The following is a 25,990-nucleotide window of genomic DNA, read 5'->3' as shown; positions in this document are numbered from 1 at the left end:
AGGAGAAGTTTTTAATGCTGGAATTATGGAACCATTTTCTACACACTCGTTCATATATTCCTCATGGACATTGCTACCTTTGGCAAACTCCCTTAGTTGGATTGCACTTAGTTAGTGATGCACTAATCGCTGTTGCTTACTTCTCCATTCCAGCAATGTTGATGTATTTCGTTGGCAAACGTAGAGACATTTCTTTCTCAAGGGTCTTTGTTTTATTTAGTACATTTATTATTCTCTGTGGTGTAGGTCATCTCCTAGATATCTGGACGCTTTGGTATCCTGACTACTGGATTTCTGGGATTGAGCGAGCTTTGACTGCTTTAGTTTCTTGTTATACTGCTTTACAATTAGTAGAACTTTTGCCAAAATTTCTGGCACTACAAACGCCTGAGCAGCTAGAAATCATCAATCAAGAATTACAAATCCAAGTTGCAGAACGTCAACGAGCGGAAGAAACTTTGCGAATGATTATTAGTGGTACTGCTTCTGTAACTGGACAAGATTTTTTTCCGGCTTTGGTGCAAAATTTAGCTGTTGCTTTGAATGTTCCTTATGTAATAGTGTCAGAAAAAATTGGTAATTCGGTTGATTACTTTCGTAGTCTTGCTTTCTGGTCTAAAAATCGGCTGATTGCAGATTTTGATTATCAGTTAGAGAATACTCCCTGCGAGCTTGTGGTGCGAAATAAACAGGTTTATTATTGTGGAGAAAATTTACAGGAGTCGTTTCCTGATGATTTATGGTTGAAAGATATTGATGCGAAAAGTTATATAGGTGTTCCTTTGTTAGATGGTAATCAAAAGGCGATCGGCAATTTGTGTGTGATTGATGCCAAACCTTTAAATATAGATAATTGTACTAAAGCTGTTCTCAGTGTATTTGCTGCTAGAGCCGCAACGGAATTACAACGAAAATGGGCAGAAGAAGAAAAGCATCGCGCTTATGAAGAATTAGAAATTCGCGTGCAAGAACGTACAGCAGAACTAGTAGCAGCTAATATCATATTAGAGAGGGAAATTAAAGAAAGAATTGCGGCAGAAGAGAAAATGAAACTGATGGCAGAGCGCGAACAAGCGATTAATAAAGTTATTATGCGAATGCGGCAAAGCTTGGATTTACAATCTATTTTTCAGGCTACTACTGCGGAACTGAGACAGGCTATTAAGTGCGATCGCGTTCTGATTTATCGCTTCAATTCTGACTGGAGTGGACAATTAGTTTCGGAGTCGGTTGCTGAAGGTTGGAATATACTATTACCTAAACAAATAAATGATTCCATATTAACTAATATTGTTGTTGATTATCCCAACTGCTCTGTTCAGTTTATGGGCAGTTCTCAGATGCTAATTAATGATACTTATTTGCAAGACAATGCCGAGAAAATTTATAGCAAAAAAAACAATTATTGCTGTATTTCAGATATCTACCAAGCTGGTTTTACTCCCTGTTATTTGGAATTTTTGACGAAATTACAAGCCAGAGCCTATATTATTGCACCGATTTTTTGTGGCGATCGACTTTGGGGCTTGTTAGGAGTTTACCAAAATAATGTGCCCCGAAATTGGCAAGAAGCAGAAGTCCAAATAGTCACCCAAATTGGTAATCAATTAGGAGTTGCTGTACAACAAGCAGAATTATTTGCTCAAACACAATACCAAGCAGAAGAACTGAAACGCGCTAAGGAAGCTGCTGATGCTGCTAGTCTCGCCAAAAGTGAGTTTTTAGCTAACATGAGTCATGAACTTCGTACACCGATGAATGCAATTTTAGGCTTTACTCAATTGATGCAAAGAGATACTTCTCTGCGCTCTGACTATCAACGATACATCGACATTATTTACCAAAGTGGCGAACATTTATTGTCACTAATTAATGATGTGTTGGAGATGTCGAAAATTGAAGCGGGAAGAGTCACGCTATATGAAACCCAATTTAGTGTATTGCAATTGTTGCAGGAGTTGAACAATATGTTGCAACTCAAAGCTAAATCCAAAGGGTTGGAATTAAAATTTGAGTTGGCATCTAGCGTTCCGCAATTCATTAAAGCCGATCAGAAAAAACTTAGACAGGTATTAATTAATTTACTGAACAATGGAATTAAATTTACCAAAACAGGTAGTGTGACGCTCCGGGTAAAATTAAAGCCAGAAATAGATAATCAGTCTTGTCATCTACGTTTTGAAGTTGAAGATACTGGATTGGGAATTGCTGCTGAGGAAATGGATAATTTATTTCAGCCATTTAAGCAGACAAAGGTAGGGCAAGAAGCTCAAGAAGGCACAGGTTTAGGATTGCGAATTTCCCAAAAGTTTGTGCAATTAATGGGAGGGAATATTACTGTAAAAAGTGTGCTTAATCAAGGTAGTTGTTTTTCGTTTGAAATTCCTGTAATTTGGATTGAAGTGGCACCAGTTAAAACATCTTTAACTCTTAATAATGTTTCAGGATTAGCGCCGGGACAACCAAAATATCGAATTCTGGTTGTGGAAGATAGCCCGGTGAATCGGTTACTGTTAGTTAAATTATTGAGCTATTTGGGTTTTGAAGTTAGGGAAGCGGAAAATGGGGAGGTGGCGATCAATATTTGCCAAGAATGGCAACCTCATTTAATTTTCATGGATATGCAAATGCCGATTATGAATGGTTATCAAGCAACCGGGAAAATCAAACAATTAAAATTACCAAAAATGCCGACAATTGTGGCAATTACAGCAGGTGCTTTTACCGAACAACAAAAGTTATGTTTCTCAGCTGGCTGTGATGATTTTATTAGCAAACCATTTCGTCGAGCAGAACTTCTCCAAATTTTAGCTCAATATTTAGGTGTACAATACAGTTATGAAACAGAGGTAATCAATCCGATAACCTACGTAAAACCAGAACCTAATTACTCTCTAGATGCAAAGGCTCTCACAATTATGCCTTCAGAATGGATTGCTGAATTTCATAATGCTGTAGCCCAATGTGATGATGCCAGGAGTATTACATTAATTGCTCAAATTCCAGCCGATCAAACTTTGCTAATTGAAGCTTTAACTAAGTTAGTGGAAGACTATCAATTCGAGCAATTAATAGAACTCACTAATTCAATATCTGAATAAATTTAGATCCTTAAGATCCCCGACTTCTTGAAGAAGTCGGGGATCTGGCTTTTAGATCCTTAAGATCCCCGACTTCTTGAAGAAGTCGGGGATCTGGCTTTTAGATCCTTAAGATCCCCGACTTCTTGAAGAAGTCGGGGATCTGGTTTGGCTAGATCTGGCTAATTTCTAATTCTCCTCTTCGCAGACGATACATATAATTTTTCATGTCTAAAGCGACATCATTTGAGAGGAAATAACAACCGAGTAAATTGGGGAAAGCGATCGAAATAAACATTAAATCGCTGAGTTCGAGCAAAACTTTGGGTTGAATGACGGCTCCTAAGTAAACAATTAACAAAAAGGCTATTTTAAAAGCTATGGTGATTTTCGTACCAAATAGATATTCCCAGCAAAGTTCACCAAAGTAACCCCAAGTCATGACGGTAGAAAAGGCAAATAAGAAGATACAAACTGCGAGAAGATAGGGAAACTAAGGCATGACTTGGGCAACTGCTATTCTCAGGATAAACCAGATTTATCTATAGGTGTTAAATCTTTAATCTTTTTCTAATTTTGTCTCTAATTTTGGTTCAGCTAAATCATTTTCATCAGTCCAAGTTGCAATCATGGCAGCGATCGGGATTGAGAGAAAAATACCTAAGACTCCAGCGACTCTTTCGCCGACGAATATGGCAAAGAATAGTAATACTGGATGTAAATCCAGGGAATCTTTCATAATTTTGGGAGAGACAAAGTTATCTTGTATTTGTTGTAACACTATACAAGCTACTAAAATTTTTACTGCCATCCAAAAGCCTTGGGAAGATAGGACTAATGTGGTAACTATAAGCACTCCCAATGTTGCGCCAATTCCGGGGATTGCGTCCATAATTCCGATAACTATGGACAAAATTAAGGAATATCTAGTTCCCAAAATATTGAAGACTATTAAACTGGCAATGGTGAGAAATGCCATTAAAGTTAATTGGGCGCGAAAGAAGCCTAAAAAGCTTTTTTGGGTTTTGTAGGCGAAGCGATCGCGCACATCCAAAGGTACTAATTTTAAAACCCCGTGCCAAATTCTACTGCCATCCAATAACATATATAAACAGATCACAGCAATAAGGATAAATAGCAGAAAATTGGAAAATAAAGATTGTAAAAAACCTAAGCCTGTAACTAAGCCTGACTGGAGGGTTTGCAAAATCCTATCAAAGTTTTCTTCTAATCTCAAATTTCTTAATGGTGGGATAGTTGGTTCAGCAGTTTCAATAAATTCTTTCAGTCTGGCGACTAATCCTTGTCCCTGATTTAAAATTTCTAAACCGAGAGTGACAACAAAAGTGATTATCAATAACAAACTAGTGATAAAAACTACTGCAACAGCTAATTTTCGCGGAATTAACCGAGATAGCCAGTTGACTGGATAATTGAGTAAAGCTGCGGAAATTGCGGCTGTGGTAAACACAAAAATCAGCGTACTAAAGTAAGTGATTAACTGTACAAATGCCCAACCACAGATAAACAGCAACAAAAACATTAGTAAAGCCCGAACTTGCGATGAATTACTGAGTTGTTGCCAAATACTATTGTTAGGTGGTTTATTCATCGTAGTAGTTTTCCTTAACTTCCATTTGTGAGCGTTGGTTGACTCGCTGTAGTAGCCAAAAGGCGACAATTAAGCCGATAGTTTGTGCTGCGATCGCGCTAATTACTGCTTGCAATCCCATCATTTGTAATGGCGTAATTGGCACTTTTGCCATCACAGCTGCGCCCTGATTGGGACTAAATATGGTAGACGATCCTTGAGGTAAAGATAGTAGCTTAACCAACAAATTATTAACTTGGGACATTGCCACAATTACCGCAAAAATCAAGCCTGCTAGATTCACAAGTAAGCCAATTGATAAAGTGCGAGTAACTTCAAATCTAGAAGGACGTAAATCAGGATTTGTTAATTTTTGTCCGATTCTGGTATAACGAAAACACCAATAAATAGTGAAAACTAGGGCAATTAGCGAAGCATAACCAAAAAAGAATGCTACCGTTCCAGAACCACCCAATCTATTAGGATTTCTGGGAATAAACAGAAAAAATACTGCGAAAGCAACGGGAATAAAACCAAAAAACAATTGTAACCAAAAACCAGTCCAGCCAATTATCCGCATTTCTGTAGCAATGCGCCGCACGCTTGGGGGAGGAGAATTTGATTCCAGTATTTTCAACATTCGTGATTAATCTATCCCAAAATAAGCCAGAAAAATTTTAACTTGTTTCGCTGAATAATTATACAAACAGCAAAAATAATTAACCAAACCAGAACTTACGCAGCGTGGGTTAAAAACCCGGTTGCTGGGTTAAGTTAGCTCATTTAAACCAACGATTGTGCCCAGAAACCGGATTTTTTAGGTTTTTATTTTACTGCCAACCAATAGGTGTGGGTGCAATAGGTTCAATGTGAGGTTCTGCACCTATTTGATTGGCGCGTAGTACCCAAATAGTTGCTCCCTGTTTCAGAAATATTCTTGTTACTGTTTCGCTAGTAAGGCGGGGTAAAAGTGTGCGCCAACTTAGTAACCCTGTCAATAATCTTTCAAATAAATCTTCTTCGGGACTAATGCCCAAATTACTTTGATTATTTTCCCAATCAGCACGGGCGCTACCAAAAGGCAAAAGTTTCCCTCTGATGGATTTACCTAGTTTTAATAATTGCTCTAATTGTTCTGGTTCTCCGGGATCATCTTGCAACCATTCTAACAGTTCAGGGTGAGATTTAATGGCTTCTCGCGTCATTTTAATTATGCCATAAAGTGCTTGATTGGAGTCTTGAGCACAGTTGTATGCAGGGCCAACATAAGTGCCGCCTGTGCCGTCGCCAATGCGATAGCGTGCCACCATTATTTCTAGTTGATATGCTAAAAGATCGAGGGCAGAAATTTTTGTGCCGTTCACATCAAAATCGTCGGTTACAGGGTCAAATTTAATTAGTGTGTCGGCGATGGGACGAGATCCTAACCAACCAAATTGCCGATCGCCAATAAACCGATTCCAAGCTATTTTCCCTGCTATAATTCCATCTACGTTATGTGTGTAAACTTGGTAATAAACAATATCAAAAATCAATTCATTAGCTAAAGGTTCTCTAATTACTTGGGCAATGCCATAAGCAAAATGCCCTAAGAAAATGGGGGTTTTTGCAGCGGGTTCGCGTTTAGTGCCACCTATTCCCCCGTAAACGTGCAATACTAAAGCGCGATCGCCTTCTTGCCATTGGGGATTGCTTACTGGCGACTTAGGAATTAGTAAGACGGATTCAATTTTGCCTTTTTTTCCTTTGACATTCCAAGCTTTATTTTTAATATAATCCCAACTGTCAGATTCGCCAGAAATTACTTGATGTGGTTGCAAACGTAACAAAGCAAGGGGAGCAATTGCTTGGACAATAAATATACCAGAACTATCTAACGCACCATAAATATACCAACCTGTAATATTAAGTCGAGACTTGTGTAAGTTCTGATTTGTTGAGTGAAAAATACCATTTACATCAGCAACAACTTGGGGAATTCTGACGACTTCTTGAACTCCATCAAATTGCTGATATTTTCGATTAAAATGAACGACAAGGAAGTAATCTTTTGTTTCCCCATAGTTAGTTATTGGTCGTAAAATTCTGACTAATCCGTAAAAGCGTCCAGTAATTTGGATTGGTTCTTCAGAAATTACTAAAGTTGGGCGCTTTTCTCCTACTAGGAACTGCACTTCTATTGGTTCAGATAACTTGACAATTACATCATCATTTGGTCTAGAACCTGCTAAAGATTCTAATGGATCTACTTGTCGCCAACCATTGATGCGATCGGGATGAATCGCCCCTTGCCTTTGACTATATTTAGTATCTTCACTAAAATGTACATCTTTTTTTACTGAACGAACTAATGCTTGGACGATCGCATTTTTACTCCAGCGCAAATTCACAATTTGCCCAACTAAATTTTCATAACCAGCTTCAGCATGATAAACTTCCAACAAAACACCTTTTACCTGTTTTCTTTGTTCGGGAGTTGGCAAAATTAATCGACCCATCCAATTAGCGATCGGGCGATAAATTTCCGAGTTTACTTGTTGATTAATCGGATAATAACTGGGTTGATTAAATTCAGCTTGTTGATAAAGTTCGTAATTACTACTTTTACAGGGAAAAGATTCTTTAATTAAATGCGAATTGCCTAAAACAATTCCCGCCACATAGTCTACAGTTTGCTGAAAATAACTGCGACCATCAGGTAGTTTTTTGTGGCGATCGAATGGCCCTCCAGCATCATTGTGACCCACTGGCCCTAAAGAAGTAATGGTTACTTTACCATATTTTTTGGCTCGATTCCAATAGGATAAAAAGGCAATTTTCCAACGTTGAGGAAAAACAATTGCACCCAGTCTTTCTAAGATGTCTTTGTCGCCCACAAAATGATAAAAATGTTCCAAGGCTAGGATGTTATTATTGCCACTAAAAACACCGGAAATAGAAATTATCTCAATTGGTGCTTTTAATGCTCTTTTTAAATAAGGTGCTGCTGCTAAAGCAATTTGTGTCCCACCACTATATCCTACTAATGTAATTGGTACAGCACTATCAGGTTGATAACCATGATTAATCAGGCTGTTATACATGACTTGGGCTGTTCCCTGATTATAAATTGGCCCGTAGCGTCCATCTACAGAAATAGCAACTACAATAACATTACGTAACTGAATTGTTAAACTCATTAAAAACCCAATAATCCCCCCGGATTTTGATACTTGAATCTGGTCAACAAAGCGCCAAAAAAAGGATAAAATACCATTTTCTGTCAGGGGTCTATTTATTGGAGAATAGGGCATTAATCCTTTAATTATTAAAATTTCGTCTGGCAAAACAGCTTCGAGTTCTTCTAGAAAATTAGTTGCGTCTGCCAAGTATTCAAATTTAGCTTGAGCAATGCCATCGAGATAAATTACATAACCAGAAGCTGAAGTATTTGTAGGTGAATCTCTGACTAATTCTCCGGGATGAAGATTAGTGTTTACTTCCTCACCGTACCATCCCGCCCACCAACCTAATGCTTCAAAGGGAACTAATAAACCTGCAAATATAAAGGTTATTAAACTTATAGTCAATATATCCAACATTAATTGCCAAGTTGCCCCCATTGCTATGTAAGCTACTTGCCATAAATTTTTTACTTGGTGAAATAGTACAGCCAGTAATAAACCTATTAATCCTAATGCGATGAACTTAACAATTTTTGGCATAATTTATTGATTTTTTCGGCGATTTTTACCTGACTGCGTTCCTTTGATTAAAATTTCTTCTACATCTTTAAGGCTAGTAACTAAGTTAACTCCTGCTACAGAAGTTTTTAACCACTTACCAATATAAGCGATCGGACGACCGATAGTACGCTGTAATATTTCAAAGACAACCCAACCTAATACACCCGCCCAAAAAGCTTCCCAAGTATTACTACTAAATGCGACTTTTAAGCCCACCAAATAAGCTAAAAAACTCCACAGAGAAAGAATTATTGAAATTGGAACTCCGAGATAAGGCAAGGCAATGAAAATTCCTAAAATTAAAGGGGTATATGATAATCCTAAAGTACTAGCGAAGGAAATTAAAGAAGTATTTTCCCTAAAGATTAAACTGCTGACTAACCAAGTGCTTAATACCCAAAAAATGTAACTAGAAGCAAACAAAATTGCCCCGACTAATAAACTTAAAAAATATCGTAAGGGCTTAACTCGATTGAGAAATAAAACAATCCCTTGACCGATCGCCCTCGATAACCCAGCTAAGAGGACAATCAACAAAGCTAATAATACCCCATCAGGCAGAGTGGTTATCTGTTGAAATGCCTCTGGTTTTAGTGCGATCGCTCCCCAAATTAATTCCCAGAATTGATCGAATGCAGATAGATTCATAATTCAATGATTATATGTAAGGTGCGTTATTAACGCACCCTACTAGACTACTATTAAACTACATTCCCGGCGCTTCGTACTCTAACTCTCCTTTTTCTAGCTTTTCTTGAACTAAACTTCTGTACAATTCAATTTCCCGATAAAATTGCTCGGCAGAAGTTTTTCCATGAGCATAAATTTCTGATTTAATTTTTTGATACTCATCAGAAGTAACTTTGCCATCTGCTATGGCTCTTTCAATGATACCTTTGAGTTTTTCTAGTTGCTGTAACTCTTGTGCAGTTGCTTCTTGAGCATTAGGGCGATCGATCTCCATTTTTTCCTCCTAAATTAACGAAAGTGAAAAATTATCGCCTGGGTTTATCAGAATTTATCGGTTCAGGTACGATCGGTATTGGTGGTCTTCTACCAAAAGCCTGTTCTAATTGTTCGGGAGTTAAAGAACGAATTAGATCTAGTTTAAGCGGTTCCCGACTAACAGATTGAGCATAAGCCGCATTAAGAAAACCTTTATATTCTGAGCGACCATTGAGATAAGCTTGGACAAAGACTAAGCTTAAGCCTTTAATATAATCTCGTGCTAACTTAGGATCTCTGCCAGACAATAAAAATCCCAAACTATTCGGTTGTGGGTCTTGATCTGTACCATCAAATTGATCGGCAGCAGCGTGTCCGCTCTTAATAATTACTGATAGATATTTTTCGGGATTCTTCATCCAAATAAAAGGTTGAATTTGTTCTTCAACTACCGAAGCAATAATATCAGCACTTCCGCCTAAAATCAGGGTAGGAATTTTGATATCACCCATACCTTCTGGGCCGAAAACTATACTCGTTAAAGGATTAAGTGCGATCGCAGCTTTAATTCTCGGATCGCTTAAATCCTCAGTCACCGGAGGCAAATCTACCGCCAAACATTGTAAAAAGTAAGAAGCATTGAGGCTGATTTTTTGGTTGTTACATTCTTGCGCTATCCGTGCTTGATTTAATTTTGCTCCTGCCAATGCTAAAGCAGTATAACCGCCAAAAGAATGTCCAATTACCGCAACTTGTTGTAGATTCATTTTTCCGGCTAATTCCGATCGCGATAATCGTTCTAATTCATCGAGAGTATACTTAACATCTAATGGGCGATTGACAAATTCCATGCGATCGATACTGCTTCTAGCTATTCCTAAAAGTAAAGCTTGTCTCAGGGAAGCATCACTACCAATATGTTGCGGTAAAACCGCCACAAAACCATGAGAAGCTAAATGTTCTCCCAAATAAGCAAACGCTTTTGGATCGGACCCTAAACCATGAGAAATTACCACCACTGGCGCAGGTTGAGATAACCCTTCTGGGATGTATAATTCCACCCGAAAACTATGGGGAGAATTATTTCTTCCTAAAGATTGAGTATTTCGAGTTAATTGTAATGTACGTTGGGAAAAACGAATATTTCCTCGTAGCTGTAAATTTTTAGGTAATGGAACTTTAGTACTTGATTCTCTTGCTTCTTGTTCCGTTGCTTGGGTAACTGCGTTTACAGCTGCTCTTTGGTAATTAACAAGTATAGTAAATTGTCTTTGTAATTGTAATAATTGATTAGCATCCATGCGAATTCCTGACGTAGGAAACTTTCGCATAATATTAATCATCGTCATTCCTTCTGGGTCAGCAGCTGCTAATATTAAAGCTGCCCTCAGTGCATAAAAACCATCTAATCTTCCTTCTGTGCGAATCACAGTTCCTAATCTTTGCAGTAGTTGTTCGCCAATTGGTGTATATGTTAATTGGGATACTACTACAGGACTAATATCTAAACGTCTTTGTAAGAATTCCCGAAAATTGACTAAACCATTTTCTCCGAGAAACCTAGCATAAAAATTTAAATCTCGATCGACCTCCCCAGTCTTAGCAAATTTTTCTAAAGAACTTACTGGCAAGGAAAAATCTAAAGGCCCATAAGATATAAAAATTGTTTCGGCACCTAAAACTGGTTTCGGTTTTAAGGCTGTAAATACCATACCTAAAGTTAAAAAACAACCCACAGAGAAAATTTTTAATAAATTTTTCTGGCTTACTGATGAAAGGGCAACTGGCTTAGTGGACTGGGGCTTTTTATTTCTTTTGGTGGATGTTGTGATTAGGAACATAGAGTAAAACAATACAAGGGATTATATTACTATTGCACAATATGAGAAACGCAGAGTTATTAAGTTTACATTCAATTTAAGAAAAATAGCGGCTGGGATTAAGCCGGGAACAAAAACTAAATTTTTCTCCCCTTGTTTTTCCAAATCCACCGCAAAATTTACCCAAAATGAAAGATGTTTTTTAGGTGGCTTACTAACTAAAATCGGTTTTTGTCCAGAGCAAATCTCAAGGAGTCTTTTAAACATCATGAGTGAATTAATTGTACTTGGTTTTGATGACGAATATAAAGCGGAAGAAGCTCGTCTTGACCTAGCTAAAATGCAAGTAGAGCATTTAGTTGACTTAGAAGATGCCGCAGTAGTAGTTAAAAACAAAGAAGGCAAAGTTAAGCTAAAACAAGCAGTAGACTTAACTGCTACCGGGGCGATTAGTGGTAGCTTTTGGGGATTGTTGATTGGTACTCTTTTCTTAATGCCTATTTTGGGTGCCGCAGTGGGTGCTGCTTCCGGTGCTATTGGTGGTGCTTTATCTGACATTGGTGTTAATGACCAATTTATGAAACAATTGGCACAGTCGATGCAACCTGGCACCTCAGCGCTGTTTGTTTTAGTCAGAAAAGCGACACCAGAAAAGGTATTACCAGAACTAGCAAAATATCATGCCACAGTATTGCGAACTTCTCTGTCTCCTGATGCAGAAAAGAAATTGCAAGATGCTTTGAGTGGTACTTCCGCAACTCCCGCTACTGCTTCCTAACCTAAATTTTGAGCAAGTTTTGGATTAATATACGACTAGATCCCCGACTTCTTCAAGAAGTCGGGGATCTGTCTCACCTAAACTGAAAAGAATTATGCCTGCAACAATTGCCTTAATTGCTCACGATGCCAAGAAAGACGATATCGTTAACTTTGCTAGAAAACACGCGCCTTTGTTAGGGCGTTATAGATTAATTGCCACAGCTAATACTGGAGAACGTATTGCCTCAGAAACGGGGTTGAGTATAGAAAAAGTTGCTGCTGGTAGTATGGGCGGAGATGTACAAATTGCCGCCGAAGTGGTTACAGGTAATATTATTGCGGTGATCTTTTTAGTTGAGTCTTTTTATGTCCAACCTTATGAACCGAACGTGCAGACAATTTTACAAATTTGTCAGGTGCATAATGTTGCCATAGCTACTAATTTAGCAACAGCAGAAGCGATCGCCACCTCCCTAGCCAAAACCTTAGTCGCCCATTTAATCTATAATCCTGTTTCCGGGCAAGGTAACGCCGAACAAGAGTTAACATTAATTCGGGAATTATTAGAACCACATTTAAATTTACAAATTCACTTTACCGAACCAGAAGTCGATCCGGCTACTTTGGCGGAAGAAGCGATCGCCACCAATGCCGATATAATAATTGCTTCCGGTGGAGATGGCACAGTTTCCGCTGTTGCCGGAGCCTTAATTGGTAGCGGCATTCCATTAGGAATTATTCCCAGAGGAACAGCAAATGCCTTTGCCGTTTCTTTAGGAATTCCCAGATTATTACCAATTAGAAATGCCTGTCAAATAATCTTAGCCAACAACATTCGCACAGTAGACGTTGCTAGATGTAATAACTTACCAATGATTTTACTAGCAGGCATAGGTTACGAAGCCGCAACAATAGAAAGAGCCAGTCGAGAATTAAAAGATCGTTGGGGTGCGATGGCATACTTAATGGCAGGTTGGCAATTACTTGATGAATCAATTTTATTTGATACAGAAATCGAAACAGAAGAAGGAAAAAATTATAATTTTCAAGCAACAGCAATTACAATTGCCAATGCTGCACCGCCAACTTCCGTATTAGCTCAAGGTGCAGGACAAGTAATTTTTGATGATGGATTACTAGATGTCACCATTGCCACACCAGAAAACAAATTAGACGCAGTTTCCGCCATGTTAAGAATGTTTGGCGCAGCAATCACCAGAACTGAATTTGAACATAAAAGCGTCGTTCATGGACGGGCTAGCTGGCTGAAAATAACCACAAATCCACCGCAAAAAGTAGTAGTAGATGGAGAAATTATTGGCACAACACCCATTGAAGTCGAATGTATCCCTGGTGGATTAACAGTTTTGGCTCCCAAAGCTTAACATCCAAATCTCAAACTGTTAATCATTTGAATTGCTTGTTGAGGCAGTAGGGGAGAGGGTTTGACGCTTTTTCCACAATCTTTCAATTAAACTCTTATAAGTAGGTAGATCTCAATAAAGTAAAACAAGGGCGGGCTAGGAGAGCCCACCCCACAAGATTTTCAGCTTTCTTGTGGGGTGGGCTCTCCTAGCCCGCCCCATTGATAGATAACTATTTTCACTTTATTTATTTGCACCTACTTAAAAGTCTTATAAAATTCTTATTTTTACCCTTTAACCTAAATCATCTAAATAGCTCAAGTCCTAGTTAACTCAAGTTGCTAGTTATTAATTTTGGGTAAATTTGTGGTTTGTCCTGTGCGTCAGACCGAAAATTTTGGGCAAGTAACAGTAATTTTTTGTTCTGACGCACCCGAAGGATGATAACTAGCAACTTACGTTAGTTAATGGGTATGTAGTTGCGCTTTAGCGCTGGCATAAGAGCGCTAAAGCGCAACTACGTACCTCATCTTAAAACTACAAACTTGAGAAATTCTTTAAAATTACGTATCCAGCCCAAATAACTTGTATAATCCAATGCTGTTAATTGGGCTTAGTTACAAACTTAATCAAAAGTAATCATGACAAAACTTCATATTGCAACTATCAATAAGAAAAAAGCTAACATATCATTTCCGATTCAACTAATAGGCACAGTCTTACTAATTTCCCTAACAAGTACAGCCTGTAGTCAAAAGAAACAAACCACCGCCTCAGCAGGAGCACCCCCACCAGCGATTCCCGTAAAATTACTCAAATTAGAGCCTACCAAGATTGAAGACATAGACCAATACCAAGGACAATTGCAAGCAGCGCAAAGAGTCACATTAGCACCGCAAACAAACGGTCGGATTCAACAGATATATGTCACCCAAGGACAAAGCGTGAACACTAATGCACCAATCATGCTGTTGAGTCCCGAAAAAAGCCAAGCTGACGTGCAAGGAGCCCAAGCCCAAGTGCAAGCACAACAAAGCAACTTAGCCAACGCCCAAGCCCAAGTGCAAGCACAACAAAGCAACTTAGCCAACGCCCAAGCCCAAGTGCAAGCACAACAAAGCAACTTAGCCAACGCCCAAGCCAGAGTTACAGCAGCCCTTGCAGATGTAGCCCGTCAGGAAGCCCAAGTGCAAGCCGCCCAAGCGGATATTCAAGCCAAAAAAGGTCAGTTGCAACTAGCGCAAGTGAATTACGATCGCTCTAAATCCTTAGTCAATCAAGGCGCATTACCCAAACAAGACTTAGACCAAAAAGCCGCCCAATTAAATAATGCCAAAGCCGCCGTCAACGTTGCCAACCAACAACTAGCAGCCGCCCAAAAATCCTTAGCCAGCGCCCAAGCCAACATCAAAGCCGCCCAAGCAGGCGTATCCCAAGCCCAAGCCAACATCAAAGCCGCCCAAGCCGCCGTATCCCAAGTCCAAGCCAACATCAAAGCCGCCCAAGCAGGCGTATCCCAAGCCCAAGCAGGCGTATCCCAAGCCCAAGCAAATGTCAAATCTGCCACAACAACTTTAGGTTATAACAAAGTCGTCGCCCCCATTAATGGCGTAGTGGGAAATATTCCGGTAAAAGTAGGAGATTACGTTAATACCGGACAGACACTGACAACTATTATTCAAAACAATGCTTTTGAACTGCAAATTCCCGTTTCCGTCAAACGCACCCCGCAACTAAAAATCGGTTTGCCAGTCCAAATTATTAACCCACAAAATAACCAACCCGCCGTCACAGGAAGTATTAACTTTATCTCGCCGCAAATCGATCAAAGCACCCAAACAATCTTAATCAAAGCGCGATTTCCCAACATCAAAGATTATCTCCGAGATCAGCTGACAGTTACAACCAGAATTGTTTGGAACCAAACCACAGGAATTTTAATTCCTACAACTTCTGTCACCAGAATAGGCAATCAGCCTTTTGCGTTTGTGGCGCAGCAAAGCAAAAATCAGCAAGGGCAACCACAAACGATCGTCGAGCAAAAACCCGTGCAATTAGGGCCAGTTCAAGGAAGTAGTTATCAAGTAAAAGAAGGCTTAAAAGCAGGTGAAAGTATCGCTGTTAGCAATATTCTCAAATTAAAAAATGGTACTCTAATTACTCCCGAACCGTAATCGCTAACCCAGTTCTGAAATTTGAGTGTTGAGTTTTATCTAAAAAACTTTTTCAACTCAAAACTCAAAACTTCAGCACTTACGCAGGGCTAAAAACCCGGTTTCTGCGTCAAGAGCGATCGTCTAAACCCAGGATTTTTCATAGAAACCGGGTTTTTTTGCCTAAGTCCTAAACTTAAAACTCAAAACTTTTTAAACAGATGGCTATATTCTCAATTTCAGATAACTTTATCAAACGACCAGTCCTGACCACAGTTTGCACAATCCTAATTGTGCTGATTGGTGCTATTTGTATTCCCCTATTACCCATCAACAACTTACCTGATATTGCGCCGATTCAAGTACAAGTAAGCAGTAACTACAGTGGTGCTGATGCTCAAACAGTAGAAAACACAGTTACTACAACCATAGAAAGGCAAATTAACGGTGTTGAAGGTTTAGAATTCATTACTTCCCAAAGTACCAACGCTGGCGCAAGTTCGATTCAAGCATTCTTTGGCATCGACACAGATAAAAACATCGACCAAGTAAACGTCCAAAACAAAGTTGCCCTCGCTCAACCTCAATTACCAGACACAGTAAAACAAACTGGGGTAGTAGTAAAAACAGCTTCAACTAGTATTTTGTTAGTCTATGGTTTCAATGCCGAAAACAACAAATATGACGCTACTTTTATCAGCAATTACTTAGATTTGTACGTTACAGATACTCTCAAAAGAGTGCCGGGAGTGGGAGATTTATCGATTCTCGGTCAACGGCAATATGCCATGAGAGTTTGGCTTAATCCTAATGCAATGGCAGCCAGAGGATTAACCGCAGCTGATGTAATTTCCGCTTTACAATCGCAAAATGTGCAAATTGGTGCCGGGACAATTGGCAGTCAACCTGCGCCTGTGGATCAACCATACACTTTTCCGGTAAGAGTGCAGGGAAGATTAAAAGATGAAACCGAATTTGCCAACTTAGTGATTAAAGTACAACCAGATGGCACTTTAATCAAACTAAAAGATGTCGGGCGCACAGAATTAGGGGCAGAAAATTACGATTTTCAAGCTTTAGTAAACGGTCAACCAGGGGTAGGTATTTCAATATATCAATTACCCGGAAGTAACGCGGTTGATGTGGCGGCAAAAATCAAAGAAACAATGGCGAATTTAGAAAAAGATTTTCCGCCTGGGTTAAAAAGTTCTTTGGTTTATGATATCACCGAGTTTATTGAAACTTCTTTACAAGAAGTGTTTAAAACTCTGATTGAAGCGATTATTTTAGTAATTTTAATTATTTTCATTTTCTTACAAGATTGGCGGACTACGATTATTCCCGCAGTGGCAATTCCAGTGTCTTTACTAGGCACAATGGGGTTTGCTTTAGCCTTTGGTTTTTCGCTGAACACCCTGACTATGTTTGCCTTAATTTTGGCAACAGGTTTAGTGGTAGATGATGGAATTGTGGTGGTGGAAGCGGTCGCTGGTAAAATGGAACAGGGAATGAACCCTCGTCAAGCTGCTTTAGAGTCAATGAATGAATTGGCGGGTGCAGTTGTTTCCACTTCTTTAGTGTTGATAGCTGTGTTTTTACCAGTGACATTTTTCCCTGGTGCCACAGGGATTATGTACAAACAATTTGCTTTAATTATTATCTTTTCCATTGTGGTTTCAACGTTTAATGCTTTGAGTTTTTCTCCGAGTATGGCGGCAATATTGTTGCGACATAAACAGGGAGAAGGTAGAGGGCCATTAGCTTTCTTTTTTCGGCTATTTAACCGCGTGTTTAATTTGATTAATGCGGGTTATAGCAAAGTTATTAATCTTTTGATTAAGTTGAAACTAGTTGTTTTTGGAATATTTATTGCCTTGTTGGTAGCGACAGGTTTGATTTATATGTCAGTACCAACAGGTTTTATTCCAGAAGAAGACCAAGGTTTGTTTTTGGGGATGATTCAAGCGCCGGAAGGAGTGGTTTTAAATTACACCAACCGAGTCGCAGATTCAGTTTACTCAGAGCTTAAAAAACTGCCAGAAATTCAAGGTTCACTAATTGTCAGTGGTTTTGGTTTAGATGGTAGTGGCCCAAATAAAGGCACATTTTTTGTTAGGTTAAAAAATTGGGCAGAACGCACAGAGAAAAATCAAAGTGTGAAGGCAATTTTGGGGAGACTAAATCGACAGTTTGCCCAAAATCAACAAGCAATTGTGCAAGCATTTAACTTACCCGCAGTACCGGGATTTGGTTCTACGGGTGGTTGGGAATTTCAGTTACAAGATAAATCGGGTGGAAAATTGACTTTTGACCAATTCCTTGGTAATGCTAATCAGATTATTGCTAAGGCAAATCAAAACCCAGATTTAAGTAGAGTTTTTACGCAATTTACCGCTAATACTCCGCAGATTGAAATTGATATTGACCGGGATAAATTATCAAGTCAAAATATCGATTTTGCTCAAGCGATGACGACTTTAAGTGCTTATATTGGTGGTCGTTATGTGAATGATTTTAACTTTGGGCCACGTAGTTACCGGGTGTATGTGCAAGCAGATGAACAGTTTCGTAATGCGCCGGAAGATTTAGGGCAGATATATTTGCGATCGCGCAATGATAAACTAATTCAACTCAAAGAAGTAGCCACAATCAAACAAATTGTTGGCCCATCAGTAATTTCGCACTTTAACTTATTTCGGAGTATTAAAATCCAAGGAAATCCCGCCCCCGGTAAATCTTCAGGACAAGCAATTCAGGCGATGGATCAAGTGTTTAAATCAGCAGGAATTCCTAATTTAGGTTACGAATGGTCTGGACTCACCCGTGAGGAAGTGCAATCAGGTGGTCAAAGTGCTTTAATTATGGCTTTGGGTCTAGTTATTGTGTTTTTAGTATTAGCAGCACAATACGAAAATTACATCGATCCTTTGATTATTTTGCTGACTGTACCGATGGCAGTTTTAGGGGCAATGCTATTTATTTCCCTTGACCCCAGAGATTTAGTAAACGATCTTTATTGCCAAATTGCCTTAGTAATGTTGATAGGTTTAGCGGCGAAAAACGCCATTTTGATCGTAGAATTTGCTAACCAATCGCGAGAAAGTTTCGGGATGACAATTCCCCAAGCAGCGGCGAATGCAGCGAAGGAACGTTTTCGCCCAATTTTGATGACTGCTGCTTCAACTTTGGTGGGTTTTTGGCCTTTGGTTGTTGCTTCTGGTGCTTCTGCTGCTAGTCGTTGGTCTTTAGGAGTGGCAGTTTTTGGCGGTTTTTTAGTAGCAACTATTATGAGTTTCTTCTTGGTGCCAGTGTTGTATGTGATAATTAAGCAATTGGCAGAATTTGTGTTTAGTGGTAAGAAGAAACAAGGTAAACTTGTAGCAGTAAAGGAAGCACCAATTGAACGCAGAACGGAAGAAGAAAAAGAGATAGAACAAACTGAAGAAATGGCTTCCCAAAATTTATCTAAGCCTAAAGAATCATCTGCTAACCCTGTTAGTTCCGATGCCGAACTTCGAGGTTCGTTAGTAGTAGGTAATGGCGAATCGCCCACTATTTACTATCCACCCTCAACTACTTCCTCAAATGAGAATACAGATGATACTGAGGAAATGCCTTCTTCTACATCTTCTGAAAGTTCAGAAACAGTGGAGGAAAAGAAATGAATTTGAAAATGATAGTTTTTTCTAGTTTAATAACTGCATTAATTGGGGCAACGATCGGGTTGGTTGCGGGTGGACTTTTTCGCCCCAAATTTAGCAGTCAAATCTATAGAGATATCCACCGCAATTATGCTTTAGTAGGTGGTGTAGGTGGATTAATTATTGGTGGTTGTCAAGAATCAATTAGACAGCTGAAAAAACAGCGAGATGAGGAAGAGGAGTATGGGGGCTCCAGGGGCAGGGGAGAATAATTTAATTTAAAATTTAGTTTTGCTGAATCTAGATCCCCGACTTCTTGAAGAAGTCGGGGATCTGGGCAAAGTAGATTAAAAGAATACAAAAGTACCCAGAGGCAAATCAATTCTTCTGGTTTAATCGTTAGCGGATAGTACCACTAGAGATAAACAAAGGAAATTGATTTTATGGTAGCGATCGCATCTATTCATGGCAGAGAAATTCTCGACTCTCGCGGCAACCCAACAGTTGAAGTTGATGTTGTCTTAGAAGATGGTAGCAAAGGACGGGCAGCAGTACCCTCTGGCGCTTCTACCGGAAGTCGGGAAGCTTTGGAACTCAGAGACTCAGAACCTCGCTATCTGGGCAAAGGCGTACTCAAGGCAGTCAAAAATGTCAATGAAATCATCGCCCCTGCCCTCATCGGCGCAGATGCCAGCGATCAAGCAGCAGTTGATAACAAAATGCTGGAAATGGATGGCACCGAGTACAAATCTAACTTGGGCGCAAACTCAATTTTAGGCGTATCGATGGCAGTGGCAAGGGCGGCAGCAGTTTCGGCAGGTTTACCGCTTTACCGCTACTTGGGCGGCGATGATGCGGTATTACTGCCTGTGCCCATGTTTAATATTCTCAACGGTGGGGCTCATGCTGATAATAACGTAGACTTTCAAGAGTTTATGATCGGACCTGTGGGAGCACCAACTTTCAGCGAATCTTTACGCATGGGGGCAGAAATTTATCACGCCCTAAAGTCGATTTTGAAGAAAAAAGGTTACGGTACTGGAGTAGGCGATGAAGGCGGTTTTGCCCCTAGTTTGAAAAGTAATGTAGAAGCAATTGAGGTAATTTTAGAAGGTATTGATAAGGTAGGATTAAAAGCTGGGGAAGATATTGCGATCGCCCTAGATCCTGCTACTAGCGAATTGTACCGAGAAGAAGACGGTAAATATGAGTTTTACAAGTCGGATAAAAGTCGCAAAACTACCGAAGAAATGATCGATCTTTGGGAAAGCTGGGTAAACCAATATCCGATTATTTCTATTGAAGACGGTTTAGGCGAAAAAGATTGGTCAGGTTGGCAACTGATCACCAAACGTTTGGGCAGTAGAATTCAATTAGTAGGTGATGACGCATTTGTTACCAACCCGGCAATTATCCGAAAAGCGATCGCAGATGGCGTAGGTAATTCTGTGTTAATTAAAGTTAACCAAATTGGTTCTATTACTGAAACTTTAAACGCCATTAAAGAAGCTAGCGCCGCCGGATATACTAACATGACAAGTCACCGTTCTGGCGAAACTCCTGATGATTTTATCGCAGATTTAGCGGTTGCTACTAGTTCAGGACAAATTAAAACTGGTGCGCCTTGTCGCGGTGAAAGACTTGCTAAATATAACCAGCTACTTCGCATTGAAGAAGAGTTAGGAAGTAAAGCGGTTTATTCCGGTTGGTCAAAGTTTAAAAAAGGATAAGTAATCTAAGGAAGAGGAGAGAACTAACGTAATTTTCTCTTCTTTCTTTTCGTCTGCGGTTAAACAGAAAAACTCGGATGTTTCCCAGAGGTTTAAAGTATACTGAGAGCTTGCACCTGCGTTTTAGCCCGCCTGCGAATCAATTCGCAGGCGGATTTTGGGACTGGTGCAAGATCTAAGTATAAGAATCTTCTTTGTTGGGTGCAAAAGATTTTTTTTTGAACCGCGAAGGACGCAAAGGACGCGAAGGAAGAGAAGAAAGGGTTCACAACTCTAATAAAATATTATCTGTGTTCATCTGTGTTTATCTGTGGTAAAAAAAATCTAATAATTTGGGCGTGCATTTGCCAACTCTTGCACAAAAGTATTATGGTCTTCTGAACTCAACCCTGCTTGCAATACAGCTAAAACCTGCTGCATATTTCCTAACACCAATGCCGATACTGATAACCATAAACCGGGAAAAATTAAGCTACAAATTACACCATTTTCATCGGGCATTAATGATACATAATCACCATTTTGTAAACTAAACCAATCAATTTTTTGTTCAAACACTTGCCAAACAATATATTCTTGTACTCCATTGCGACGATAAGCACGTTTTTTATCTCGTAAATCTATTGCCGCAGTACTAGCAGCAATTTCAGCAATTAATTCTGGTGCTCCCTCTATATAACCATCCGCACTGAAGCGAGATTGACCTCCTGATAAATTGTCAATTAATAACACTGCATCCGGTTGAGGTTCGTTATCTAAATCTAGTAGCACTGTCGCATTATCACCGAGTCTTACACCAGGAGTAGCGATTTTATAATTCCATAACCAACCCATTAAATCAGCGTGTGGTTCGGCATGAGGTTCAAATCTTAGGGGAGATGCCATGTAAACAATACCTTCTATTAATTCAGCTTTTTTCACATCGGGCATAGCATGGTAACGGCGTTCAAACTCAGGACGGATTAAGCGATCGCCATTTTCCAAAGGTGGAATAGATATTGCTGCACGTAGCGGTTGAGACATGGCAAATTTATCCTATAAAACTTTACAGAAAGTTTTGGAATTCTTCAATAGTTAGCCCAGAACCTTTAATAATAGCTCCCATTGTGTAGGCATTAATGGGATTTGCTCTGGGAATCGTAATTACACGATCGCCATTACTCATAATGATATGTTTTCCCTGCCTAATGATAAAAATCCTGCTTTTTCAAAAGCATTAACAGCCCTTAGATGGTTTATTCCTGGCAAACTAGGCATAAGTTGGTTCTTTAACTTCTACATAGCGAAACTCATCACCTTGATTTAATTCATTAACTACTTCTAGATATGATTCGATCGCATCTTTGATATTTTCCAATGCTTCTGCTTCTGTCTCACCTTGGGAACAACAACCGGGTAAATAAGGACACCAAACGGCGTATCCTTCATCAGTTTTTTTCAAGTTGACCTTATATCGCATATTCTTTGTCTCTTTTTGTTCCTTATATAATTCTAGAACGTCCCAAATGTTTAAACCTACCTCTCGATAGGTGATCGCATTCCCTTTTGGGTTGTTATATGCTTTTAGCTGCTAATTCATAAACTTATGCCACAATACTTCGGACAATTACCCGTAAATGAACAAGCTTGGTCATCTATTGGGGCGGTACAAACTGTTAAACGCGATGAACGTGGCGTTTTATGTGAGTGTGTTGGCGCAACTGTGGCGATCGCTATCCTAGCACCTAACCTTGTCCGAGTAAAAATGTCTCCAATTGGAGACATTTTTCCCCGTCGTTCTTGGGCCGTGACCAAGGACGATCCAAAATGGTTACAGGTAAAGTTTGAAATCCGCGAAACACCAGAAAAAATCGAGCTTGAAACCGACCAAATTCGAGTTTACATTCAACGTCAACCTTGTGCGATCGCTTGTTTTGATAAATATGACCGTCCCTTCGCCCATGATGCACAGTTAAATATGGGTTGGCGCATGGGTAGTGTCGCAGCTTGGAAAAAGATCGAACCTAACGAAAATTTTTATGGTTTTGGCGAACGCACAGGTTTACTCAATAAATTAAGTGAAATTAAAACTAATTGGACGGTTGATGCTTTAGATTATGGCATTCTTACCGATGAAATGTATCAAGCAATTCCCTTTTTTATTGCTTTGCGCCCAGATGAACAGGAAACAGGGTTTGCTTATGGAATTTTCTTTAACACTACTTTTTGGAGTCAATTTAATATTGGTGCCCAACAACCGGGAATTTTGCAAATGGGAACTCACGCCCCAGAGTTAGATTATTACATAATTTATGGCCCGGAAATTCCCGAAATTCTTCGCACTTATACCGAATTAACCGGACGAATGCCCATGCCGCCAAAATGGTCTTTGGGATATCATCAATGTCGCTGGAGTTATGAGTCAGAAGAAGTAGTTAGGGAATTAGCAAAAGAATTTCGATCGCGCAAAATTCCCTGCGATGTCATCCATTTAGACATTGATTATATGCACGGTTATCGGGTGTTTACTTGGAGTCCGAAACGTTTCCCGGAACCTGCAAAATTAATTCAAGATTTAGCAAATAATGGTTTTAAAACTGTCACCATTATCGATCCGGGAGTAAAGTACGAACCAGAAGCAGATTATCATGTTTTTGACCAAGGAATAGAACAAGATTGCTTTGTGCGTCATGCTGAAGGAAAATTGTTTCATGGTTATGTTTGGCCCGATAAAGCAGTATTTCCTGATTTTCTCAATCCTCATGTGCAAAACTGGTGGGGAGACTTACAAAAATCTCTCACAGATATCGGGGTTGCTGGCATTTGGAATGATATGAATGAACCCGCTTTAGACGATCGACCTTTCGGAGATCCAGGTAATAAAATTTGGTTTCCTTTAGATGCACCCCAAGGGCCAAAAGATGAACGCACAACCCACGCCGAAGCACATAATTTATACGGTTTATCGATGGCAAAAGCTTGTTTTCAAGGGTTGAAAAAACATCGAGACAAACGTTCTTTTGTGTTGACGCGATCGGGTTTTGCTGGCATCCAAAAATGGTCATCCGTTTGGATGGGCGATAATCAATCTTTGTGGGAACATTTAGAAATGTCCCTGCCAATGCTTTGTAACATGGGATTATCAGGAGTCGCATTTGTTGGTTGCGATGTTGGCGGTTTTGCTGGCAATGCAACGGCAGAAATGTTCGCCCGTTGGATGCAAGTAGGCATACTTTACCCATTAATGCGCGGACATTCAGCGTTAAGTACCGCAAGACATGAACCTTGGGTTTTTGGGGAAAGAGTAGAAAAGATTTGTCGAGAATATATCGAGTTACGCTATCAGTTAATCCCTTACATTTACACACTTTTTTGGGAAGCTGCAACCACTGGCGCACCAATTTTAAGACCGCTACTTTATCATTATCCAAATGACCAGAAAACTTATCATCTTTACGATCAAGTATTACTCGGTTCTAATATCTTAGCTGCACCAATTTATCGTCCGGGGGTGGAGTGTCGATCGGTCTACTTACCCGCAGGTATTTGGTATGATTGGTGGACAGGTGAAAAGTATCAAGGTGCAACCCATATTTTAGCAGATGCACCATTAGAAAAAATGCCACTTTTTGTGCGTGCAGGAGCAATAATTCCTATGTCTCCCGTGATGCAATATGTGGGGGAAAGGGCGATCGATCCTTTAACTTTGCGAATTTACCCAGGTGCAAGTGGCGAGTTAATTTTCTATGAAGATGATGGCGAAACTTTCGCTTATGAAAACGGCATTTATGCCACGACAAATTACAAAGTTTACCACCAAGAACAACAGATAATTGTAGAAATTGCCGCACGTCAAGGAGAATGGAAACCACCAAATCGCGAAGTAATTGTACAAGTTATTGGTATTGGCAAACAACACATTCAAGACGATGGAACCGCAAGAAGATTAACCTTCTAGGTTCGTTGTTCCCACTTCAGTGGGAAAAGCGATCGAAAGATGTTTTATATCATGTCCGGTTGATTACCCATAATGTAGAGACGTTATATATAACGTCTCTACAGGGTTTTTGATTAAGGATATTATGGTTGATTGATCGGACATGATATTAAAAGTTTCTGGCGGTTAAAACCGCGACTATAGAAACAAAATCCGCCTACGCGGACTTCTAACCTGCGTAGGCAACCTTAATCTGCTTAATTGAAGTTATGTTTCTAAAGCAAGGTCGATATCTTCTAAAAAGATTCTGCCTTCTTCTTTTTGGCTTTGACGCGATTTCTCAATGATACTAATGAATTTTTGATTCATGCTAATGCTCAAAGTTTCCATGTCAACATCTTCAACCGGAAACAGTGCAGCAATAGGCTCACCGTTGCGAGTTAAAATGAGAGGCTGTTCGGTTTTCTGGTAGTTCTCCAACACTGAAGAAATTTCGCTGATTTCGACTTTTTTCATAATTCAATTATCTCCCCAGCAATGCGAACTTGATTCCCTTCCTTGATTCCGATCGCACGGATATCCACGATCGATTCTTCCTCATCTACAATAATAGTAAACTTGAAAATCACCTATTCGTAAACTGTTTAATTACATGAAATTACATAACACACCTGAACTTGCTAAATTGAACGGCTACATGGAAGCGATGAGTTATTGCTTGAATGGTTGCAACTATGTGATCTGGTTCAATGCTAAAGGAATAGAACTTGAGGATAATGACTTAGACTCACAGACATTAGATAATCTAGCGATTCGAGAAAATTTTCAGGAAGTAACACCTAATTCAGAATTACAGAGTTTAATGCAATTAGCTTATCCAGGAACAAAGCCTCATCTTGCAACAATATGTGAGTGCCATCATGGTCCGACATTGTTGACTACCAGAGTCAATACCTTTATTGCACGCATAAATCCGTCAGATGGGTTCAAGAATGTGGACAGGCATAAAAAGCAGAGCCTAACTGTAGGATTTTGGCGTAATGTCAGCGCCTGTATTGATTATGAGAATTCTAGAGTTTTTCAGTACAATCCCGCCTTCGGCGTAGATGATGAGTTATGGGATTTCATAATTTGGGGCTTCACATTTTTGATTGTGAATAGAGAACAAAGAAGATGCTTGCTAATACATGGTGCTGCATCAGATTAACAATGCAATATTTGAGCCATCAACTCTGGCTAATAACTTTTAAAATAAAAAATGATGGA

Annotated in this window: 19 protein-coding genes and 2 pseudogenes; 9 read left to right on the top strand and 12 right to left on the bottom strand. The window is 39.5% G+C overall.

Going from position 1 to position 25,990, the window contains the following annotated elements; all coding sequences use genetic code 11:
- The first annotated feature begins 14 nt into the window (after window positions 1-14).
- Entirely contained in the window at window positions 15-3,101 is a 3,087-nt protein-coding gene (locus ACE1CI_RS16525; RefSeq protein WP_413262616.1) for a GAF domain-containing hybrid sensor histidine kinase/response regulator, read from the top strand.
- Window positions 3,102-3,252: 151 nt separating this feature from the next.
- On the opposite strand, the pseudogene ACE1CI_RS16520 reads toward ACE1CI_RS16525, so the two are convergent.
- From ACE1CI_RS16520 to ACE1CI_RS16485, 8 genes and pseudogenes are all read right to left on the bottom strand, one after another.
- A pseudogene (locus tag ACE1CI_RS16520) lies at window positions 3,253-3,558 on the bottom strand (alanine:cation symporter family protein); the annotation flags it as partial.
- Between the two features lie 81 nt (window positions 3,559-3,639).
- On the bottom strand, window positions 3,640-4,692 hold the full coding sequence (locus tag ACE1CI_RS16515) for an AI-2E family transporter (RefSeq protein WP_413262615.1): 1,053 nt from the start codon (window positions 4,690-4,692) through the stop codon (window positions 3,640-3,642).
- On the bottom strand, window positions 4,685-5,311 hold the full coding sequence (locus ACE1CI_RS16510) for a DUF3611 family protein (protein WP_413262614.1): 627 nt from the start codon (window positions 5,309-5,311) through the stop codon (window positions 4,685-4,687). Before ACE1CI_RS16510 ends, ACE1CI_RS16515 begins: the two co-directional genes overlap by 8 nt.
- Window positions 5,312-5,501: 190 nt before the next feature.
- Window positions 5,502-8,375 (bottom strand): CAAX protease, encoded by a 2,874-nt coding sequence (locus ACE1CI_RS16505; protein ID WP_413262613.1) that lies wholly within the window; start codon window positions 8,373-8,375, stop codon window positions 5,502-5,504.
- Between the two features lie 3 nt (window positions 8,376-8,378).
- Window positions 8,379-9,044 carry a hypothetical protein gene (locus tag ACE1CI_RS16500; protein WP_413262612.1) on the bottom strand — a complete coding sequence of 222 codons (666 nt, stop codon included), beginning with the start codon at window positions 9,042-9,044 and terminating at the stop codon, window positions 8,379-8,381.
- Window positions 9,045-9,102: 58 nt separating this feature from the next.
- Window positions 9,103-9,360: a hypothetical protein gene (locus tag ACE1CI_RS16495; protein ID WP_413262611.1), complete on the bottom strand. Its 258-nt coding sequence runs from the start codon at window positions 9,358-9,360 to the stop codon at window positions 9,103-9,105.
- A gap of 31 nt (window positions 9,361-9,391) precedes the next feature.
- Entirely contained in the window at window positions 9,392-11,053 is a 1,662-nt protein-coding gene (locus tag ACE1CI_RS16490) for an alpha/beta hydrolase (protein WP_413262610.1), read from the bottom strand.
- A 150-nt stretch (window positions 11,054-11,203) separates the two neighbouring features.
- Window positions 11,204-11,431, bottom strand: coding sequence for a hypothetical protein (locus tag ACE1CI_RS16485; protein ID WP_413262609.1), 228 nt, complete (start codon window positions 11,429-11,431; stop codon window positions 11,204-11,206).
- Between ACE1CI_RS16485 and ACE1CI_RS16480 the strand changes: the two genes are divergently transcribed.
- The 6 genes from ACE1CI_RS16480 to eno all read left to right on the top strand — a co-directional run bounded on the left by ACE1CI_RS16480 (window position 11,430) and on the right by eno (window position 20,808).
- Window positions 11,430-11,939 (top strand): DUF1269 domain-containing protein, encoded by a 510-nt coding sequence (locus ACE1CI_RS16480; protein ID WP_413262608.1) that lies wholly within the window; start codon window positions 11,430-11,432, stop codon window positions 11,937-11,939. The genes ACE1CI_RS16485 and ACE1CI_RS16480 overlap by 2 nt on opposite strands.
- A 94-nt stretch (window positions 11,940-12,033) precedes the next feature.
- Window positions 12,034-13,305 (top strand): methylglyoxal synthase, encoded by a 1,272-nt coding sequence (gene mgsA, locus ACE1CI_RS16475; protein ID WP_413262607.1) that lies wholly within the window; start codon window positions 12,034-12,036, stop codon window positions 13,303-13,305.
- A 620-nt stretch (window positions 13,306-13,925) separates the two neighbouring features.
- Window positions 13,926-15,458, top strand: a complete 1,533-nt coding sequence (locus tag ACE1CI_RS16470; RefSeq protein WP_413262606.1) for an efflux RND transporter periplasmic adaptor subunit — start codon at window positions 13,926-13,928, stop codon at window positions 15,456-15,458.
- A 200-nt stretch (window positions 15,459-15,658) separates the two neighbouring features.
- The gene (locus ACE1CI_RS16465; protein ID WP_496615524.1) at window positions 15,659-19,102 is read left to right on the top strand and encodes an efflux RND transporter permease subunit; all 3,444 of its coding nucleotides are present in this window, start codon (window positions 15,659-15,661) and stop codon (window positions 19,100-19,102) included.
- Entirely contained in the window at window positions 19,099-19,350 is a 252-nt protein-coding gene (locus tag ACE1CI_RS16460) for a hypothetical protein (protein WP_496615523.1), read from the top strand. Before ACE1CI_RS16465 ends, ACE1CI_RS16460 begins: the two co-directional genes overlap by 4 nt.
- A gap of 171 nt (window positions 19,351-19,521) precedes the next feature.
- Window positions 19,522-20,808, top strand: a complete 1,287-nt coding sequence (gene eno / locus ACE1CI_RS16455; protein WP_413262603.1) for a phosphopyruvate hydratase — start codon at window positions 19,522-19,524, stop codon at window positions 20,806-20,808.
- Window positions 20,809-21,132: 324 nt separating this feature from the next.
- Here eno and ACE1CI_RS16450 read toward each other — a convergent pair whose 3' ends face one another.
- The 3 genes and pseudogenes from ACE1CI_RS16450 to ACE1CI_RS16440 all read right to left on the bottom strand — a co-directional run bounded on the left by ACE1CI_RS16450 (window position 21,133) and on the right by ACE1CI_RS16440 (window position 22,267).
- On the bottom strand, window positions 21,133-21,831 hold the full coding sequence (locus ACE1CI_RS16450) for a Uma2 family endonuclease (protein WP_413262602.1): 699 nt from the start codon (window positions 21,829-21,831) through the stop codon (window positions 21,133-21,135).
- Window positions 21,832-21,853: 22 nt separating this feature from the next.
- Window positions 21,854-22,065, bottom strand: a pseudogene (locus ACE1CI_RS16445) (type II toxin-antitoxin system HicA family toxin).
- On the bottom strand, window positions 22,058-22,267 hold the full coding sequence (locus ACE1CI_RS16440) for a type II toxin-antitoxin system HicB family antitoxin (RefSeq protein WP_413262601.1): 210 nt from the start codon (window positions 22,265-22,267) through the stop codon (window positions 22,058-22,060). The pseudogene ACE1CI_RS16445 and the gene ACE1CI_RS16440 overlap by 8 nt, the downstream one beginning before the upstream one ends.
- A 126-nt stretch (window positions 22,268-22,393) precedes the next feature.
- On the opposite strand from ACE1CI_RS16440, the gene ACE1CI_RS16435 reads away from it, so the two are divergent.
- Window positions 22,394-24,745, top strand: a complete 2,352-nt coding sequence (locus ACE1CI_RS16435; protein ID WP_413262600.1) for a glycoside hydrolase family 31 protein — start codon at window positions 22,394-22,396, stop codon at window positions 24,743-24,745.
- Window positions 24,746-24,991: 246 nt separating this feature from the next.
- Here ACE1CI_RS16435 and ACE1CI_RS16430 read toward each other — a convergent pair whose 3' ends face one another.
- Complete coding sequence (locus ACE1CI_RS16430; protein WP_413262599.1) at window positions 24,992-25,240, bottom strand: type II toxin-antitoxin system prevent-host-death family antitoxin; 249 nt, start codon at window positions 25,238-25,240, stop codon at window positions 24,992-24,994.
- Between the two features lie 136 nt (window positions 25,241-25,376).
- On the opposite strand from ACE1CI_RS16430, the gene ACE1CI_RS16425 reads away from it, so the two are divergent.
- Window positions 25,377-25,931: a hypothetical protein gene (locus ACE1CI_RS16425; protein ID WP_496615522.1), complete on the top strand. Its 555-nt coding sequence runs from the start codon at window positions 25,377-25,379 to the stop codon at window positions 25,929-25,931.
- Window positions 25,932-25,990: the final 59 nt, after the last annotated feature.

The sequence above is a fragment of the Floridaenema flaviceps BLCC-F50 genome, from assembly GCF_041929275.2.
In the GTDB taxonomy this organism is placed as follows: Bacteria; Cyanobacteriota; Cyanobacteriia; order Cyanobacteriales; family Aerosakkonemataceae; genus Floridanema; species Floridanema flaviceps.
Note: the sequence above shows the minus strand (reverse complement) of the source record. Positions and strands in the feature narration are given on the sequence as shown.

What these genes read in the sequence shown, in the direction of transcription:
- ACE1CI_RS16430 (WP_413262599.1), bottom strand. Translation starts at nt 25,240, where the DNA reads ATGAAAAAAGTCGAAATCAGCGAAATTTCTTCAGTGTTGGAGAACTAC.
- ACE1CI_RS16490 (WP_413262610.1), bottom strand. Translation starts at nt 11,053, where the DNA reads ATGGTATTTACAGCCTTAAAACCGAAACCAGTTTTAGGTGCCGAAACA.
- mgsA (WP_413262607.1), top strand. Translation starts at nt 12,034, where the DNA reads ATGCCTGCAACAATTGCCTTAATTGCTCACGATGCCAAGAAAGACGAT.
- eno (WP_413262603.1), top strand. Translation starts at nt 19,522, where the DNA reads ATGGTAGCGATCGCATCTATTCATGGCAGAGAAATTCTCGACTCTCGC.
- ACE1CI_RS16485 (WP_413262609.1), bottom strand. Translation starts at nt 11,431, where the DNA reads ATGATGTTTAAAAGACTCCTTGAGATTTGCTCTGGACAAAAACCGATT.
- ACE1CI_RS16435 (WP_413262600.1), top strand. Translation starts at nt 22,394, where the DNA reads ATGCCACAATACTTCGGACAATTACCCGTAAATGAACAAGCTTGGTCA.
- ACE1CI_RS16515 (WP_413262615.1), bottom strand. Translation starts at nt 4,692, where the DNA reads ATGAATAAACCACCTAACAATAGTATTTGGCAACAACTCAGTAATTCA.
- ACE1CI_RS16480 (WP_413262608.1), top strand. Translation starts at nt 11,430, where the DNA reads ATGAGTGAATTAATTGTACTTGGTTTTGATGACGAATATAAAGCGGAA.
- ACE1CI_RS16425 (WP_496615522.1), top strand. Translation starts at nt 25,377, where the DNA reads ATGAAATTACATAACACACCTGAACTTGCTAAATTGAACGGCTACATG.
- ACE1CI_RS16470 (WP_413262606.1), top strand. Translation starts at nt 13,926, where the DNA reads ATGACAAAACTTCATATTGCAACTATCAATAAGAAAAAAGCTAACATA.
- ACE1CI_RS16465 (WP_496615524.1), top strand. Translation starts at nt 15,659, where the DNA reads ATGGCTATATTCTCAATTTCAGATAACTTTATCAAACGACCAGTCCTG.
- ACE1CI_RS16450 (WP_413262602.1), bottom strand. Translation starts at nt 21,831, where the DNA reads ATGTCTCAACCGCTACGTGCAGCAATATCTATTCCACCTTTGGAAAAT.
- ACE1CI_RS16500 (WP_413262612.1), bottom strand. Translation starts at nt 9,044, where the DNA reads ATGAATCTATCTGCATTCGATCAATTCTGGGAATTAATTTGGGGAGCG.
- ACE1CI_RS16440 (WP_413262601.1), bottom strand. Translation starts at nt 22,267, where the DNA reads ATGCGATATAAGGTCAACTTGAAAAAAACTGATGAAGGATACGCCGTT.
- ACE1CI_RS16525 (WP_413262616.1), top strand. Translation starts at nt 15, where the DNA reads ATGCTGGAATTATGGAACCATTTTCTACACACTCGTTCATATATTCCT.
- ACE1CI_RS16505 (WP_413262613.1), bottom strand. Translation starts at nt 8,375, where the DNA reads ATGCCAAAAATTGTTAAGTTCATCGCATTAGGATTAATAGGTTTATTA.
- ACE1CI_RS16510 (WP_413262614.1), bottom strand. Translation starts at nt 5,311, where the DNA reads ATGTTGAAAATACTGGAATCAAATTCTCCTCCCCCAAGCGTGCGGCGC.
- ACE1CI_RS16495 (WP_413262611.1), bottom strand. Translation starts at nt 9,360, where the DNA reads ATGGAGATCGATCGCCCTAATGCTCAAGAAGCAACTGCACAAGAGTTA.
- ACE1CI_RS16460 (WP_496615523.1), top strand. Translation starts at nt 19,099, where the DNA reads ATGAATTTGAAAATGATAGTTTTTTCTAGTTTAATAACTGCATTAATT.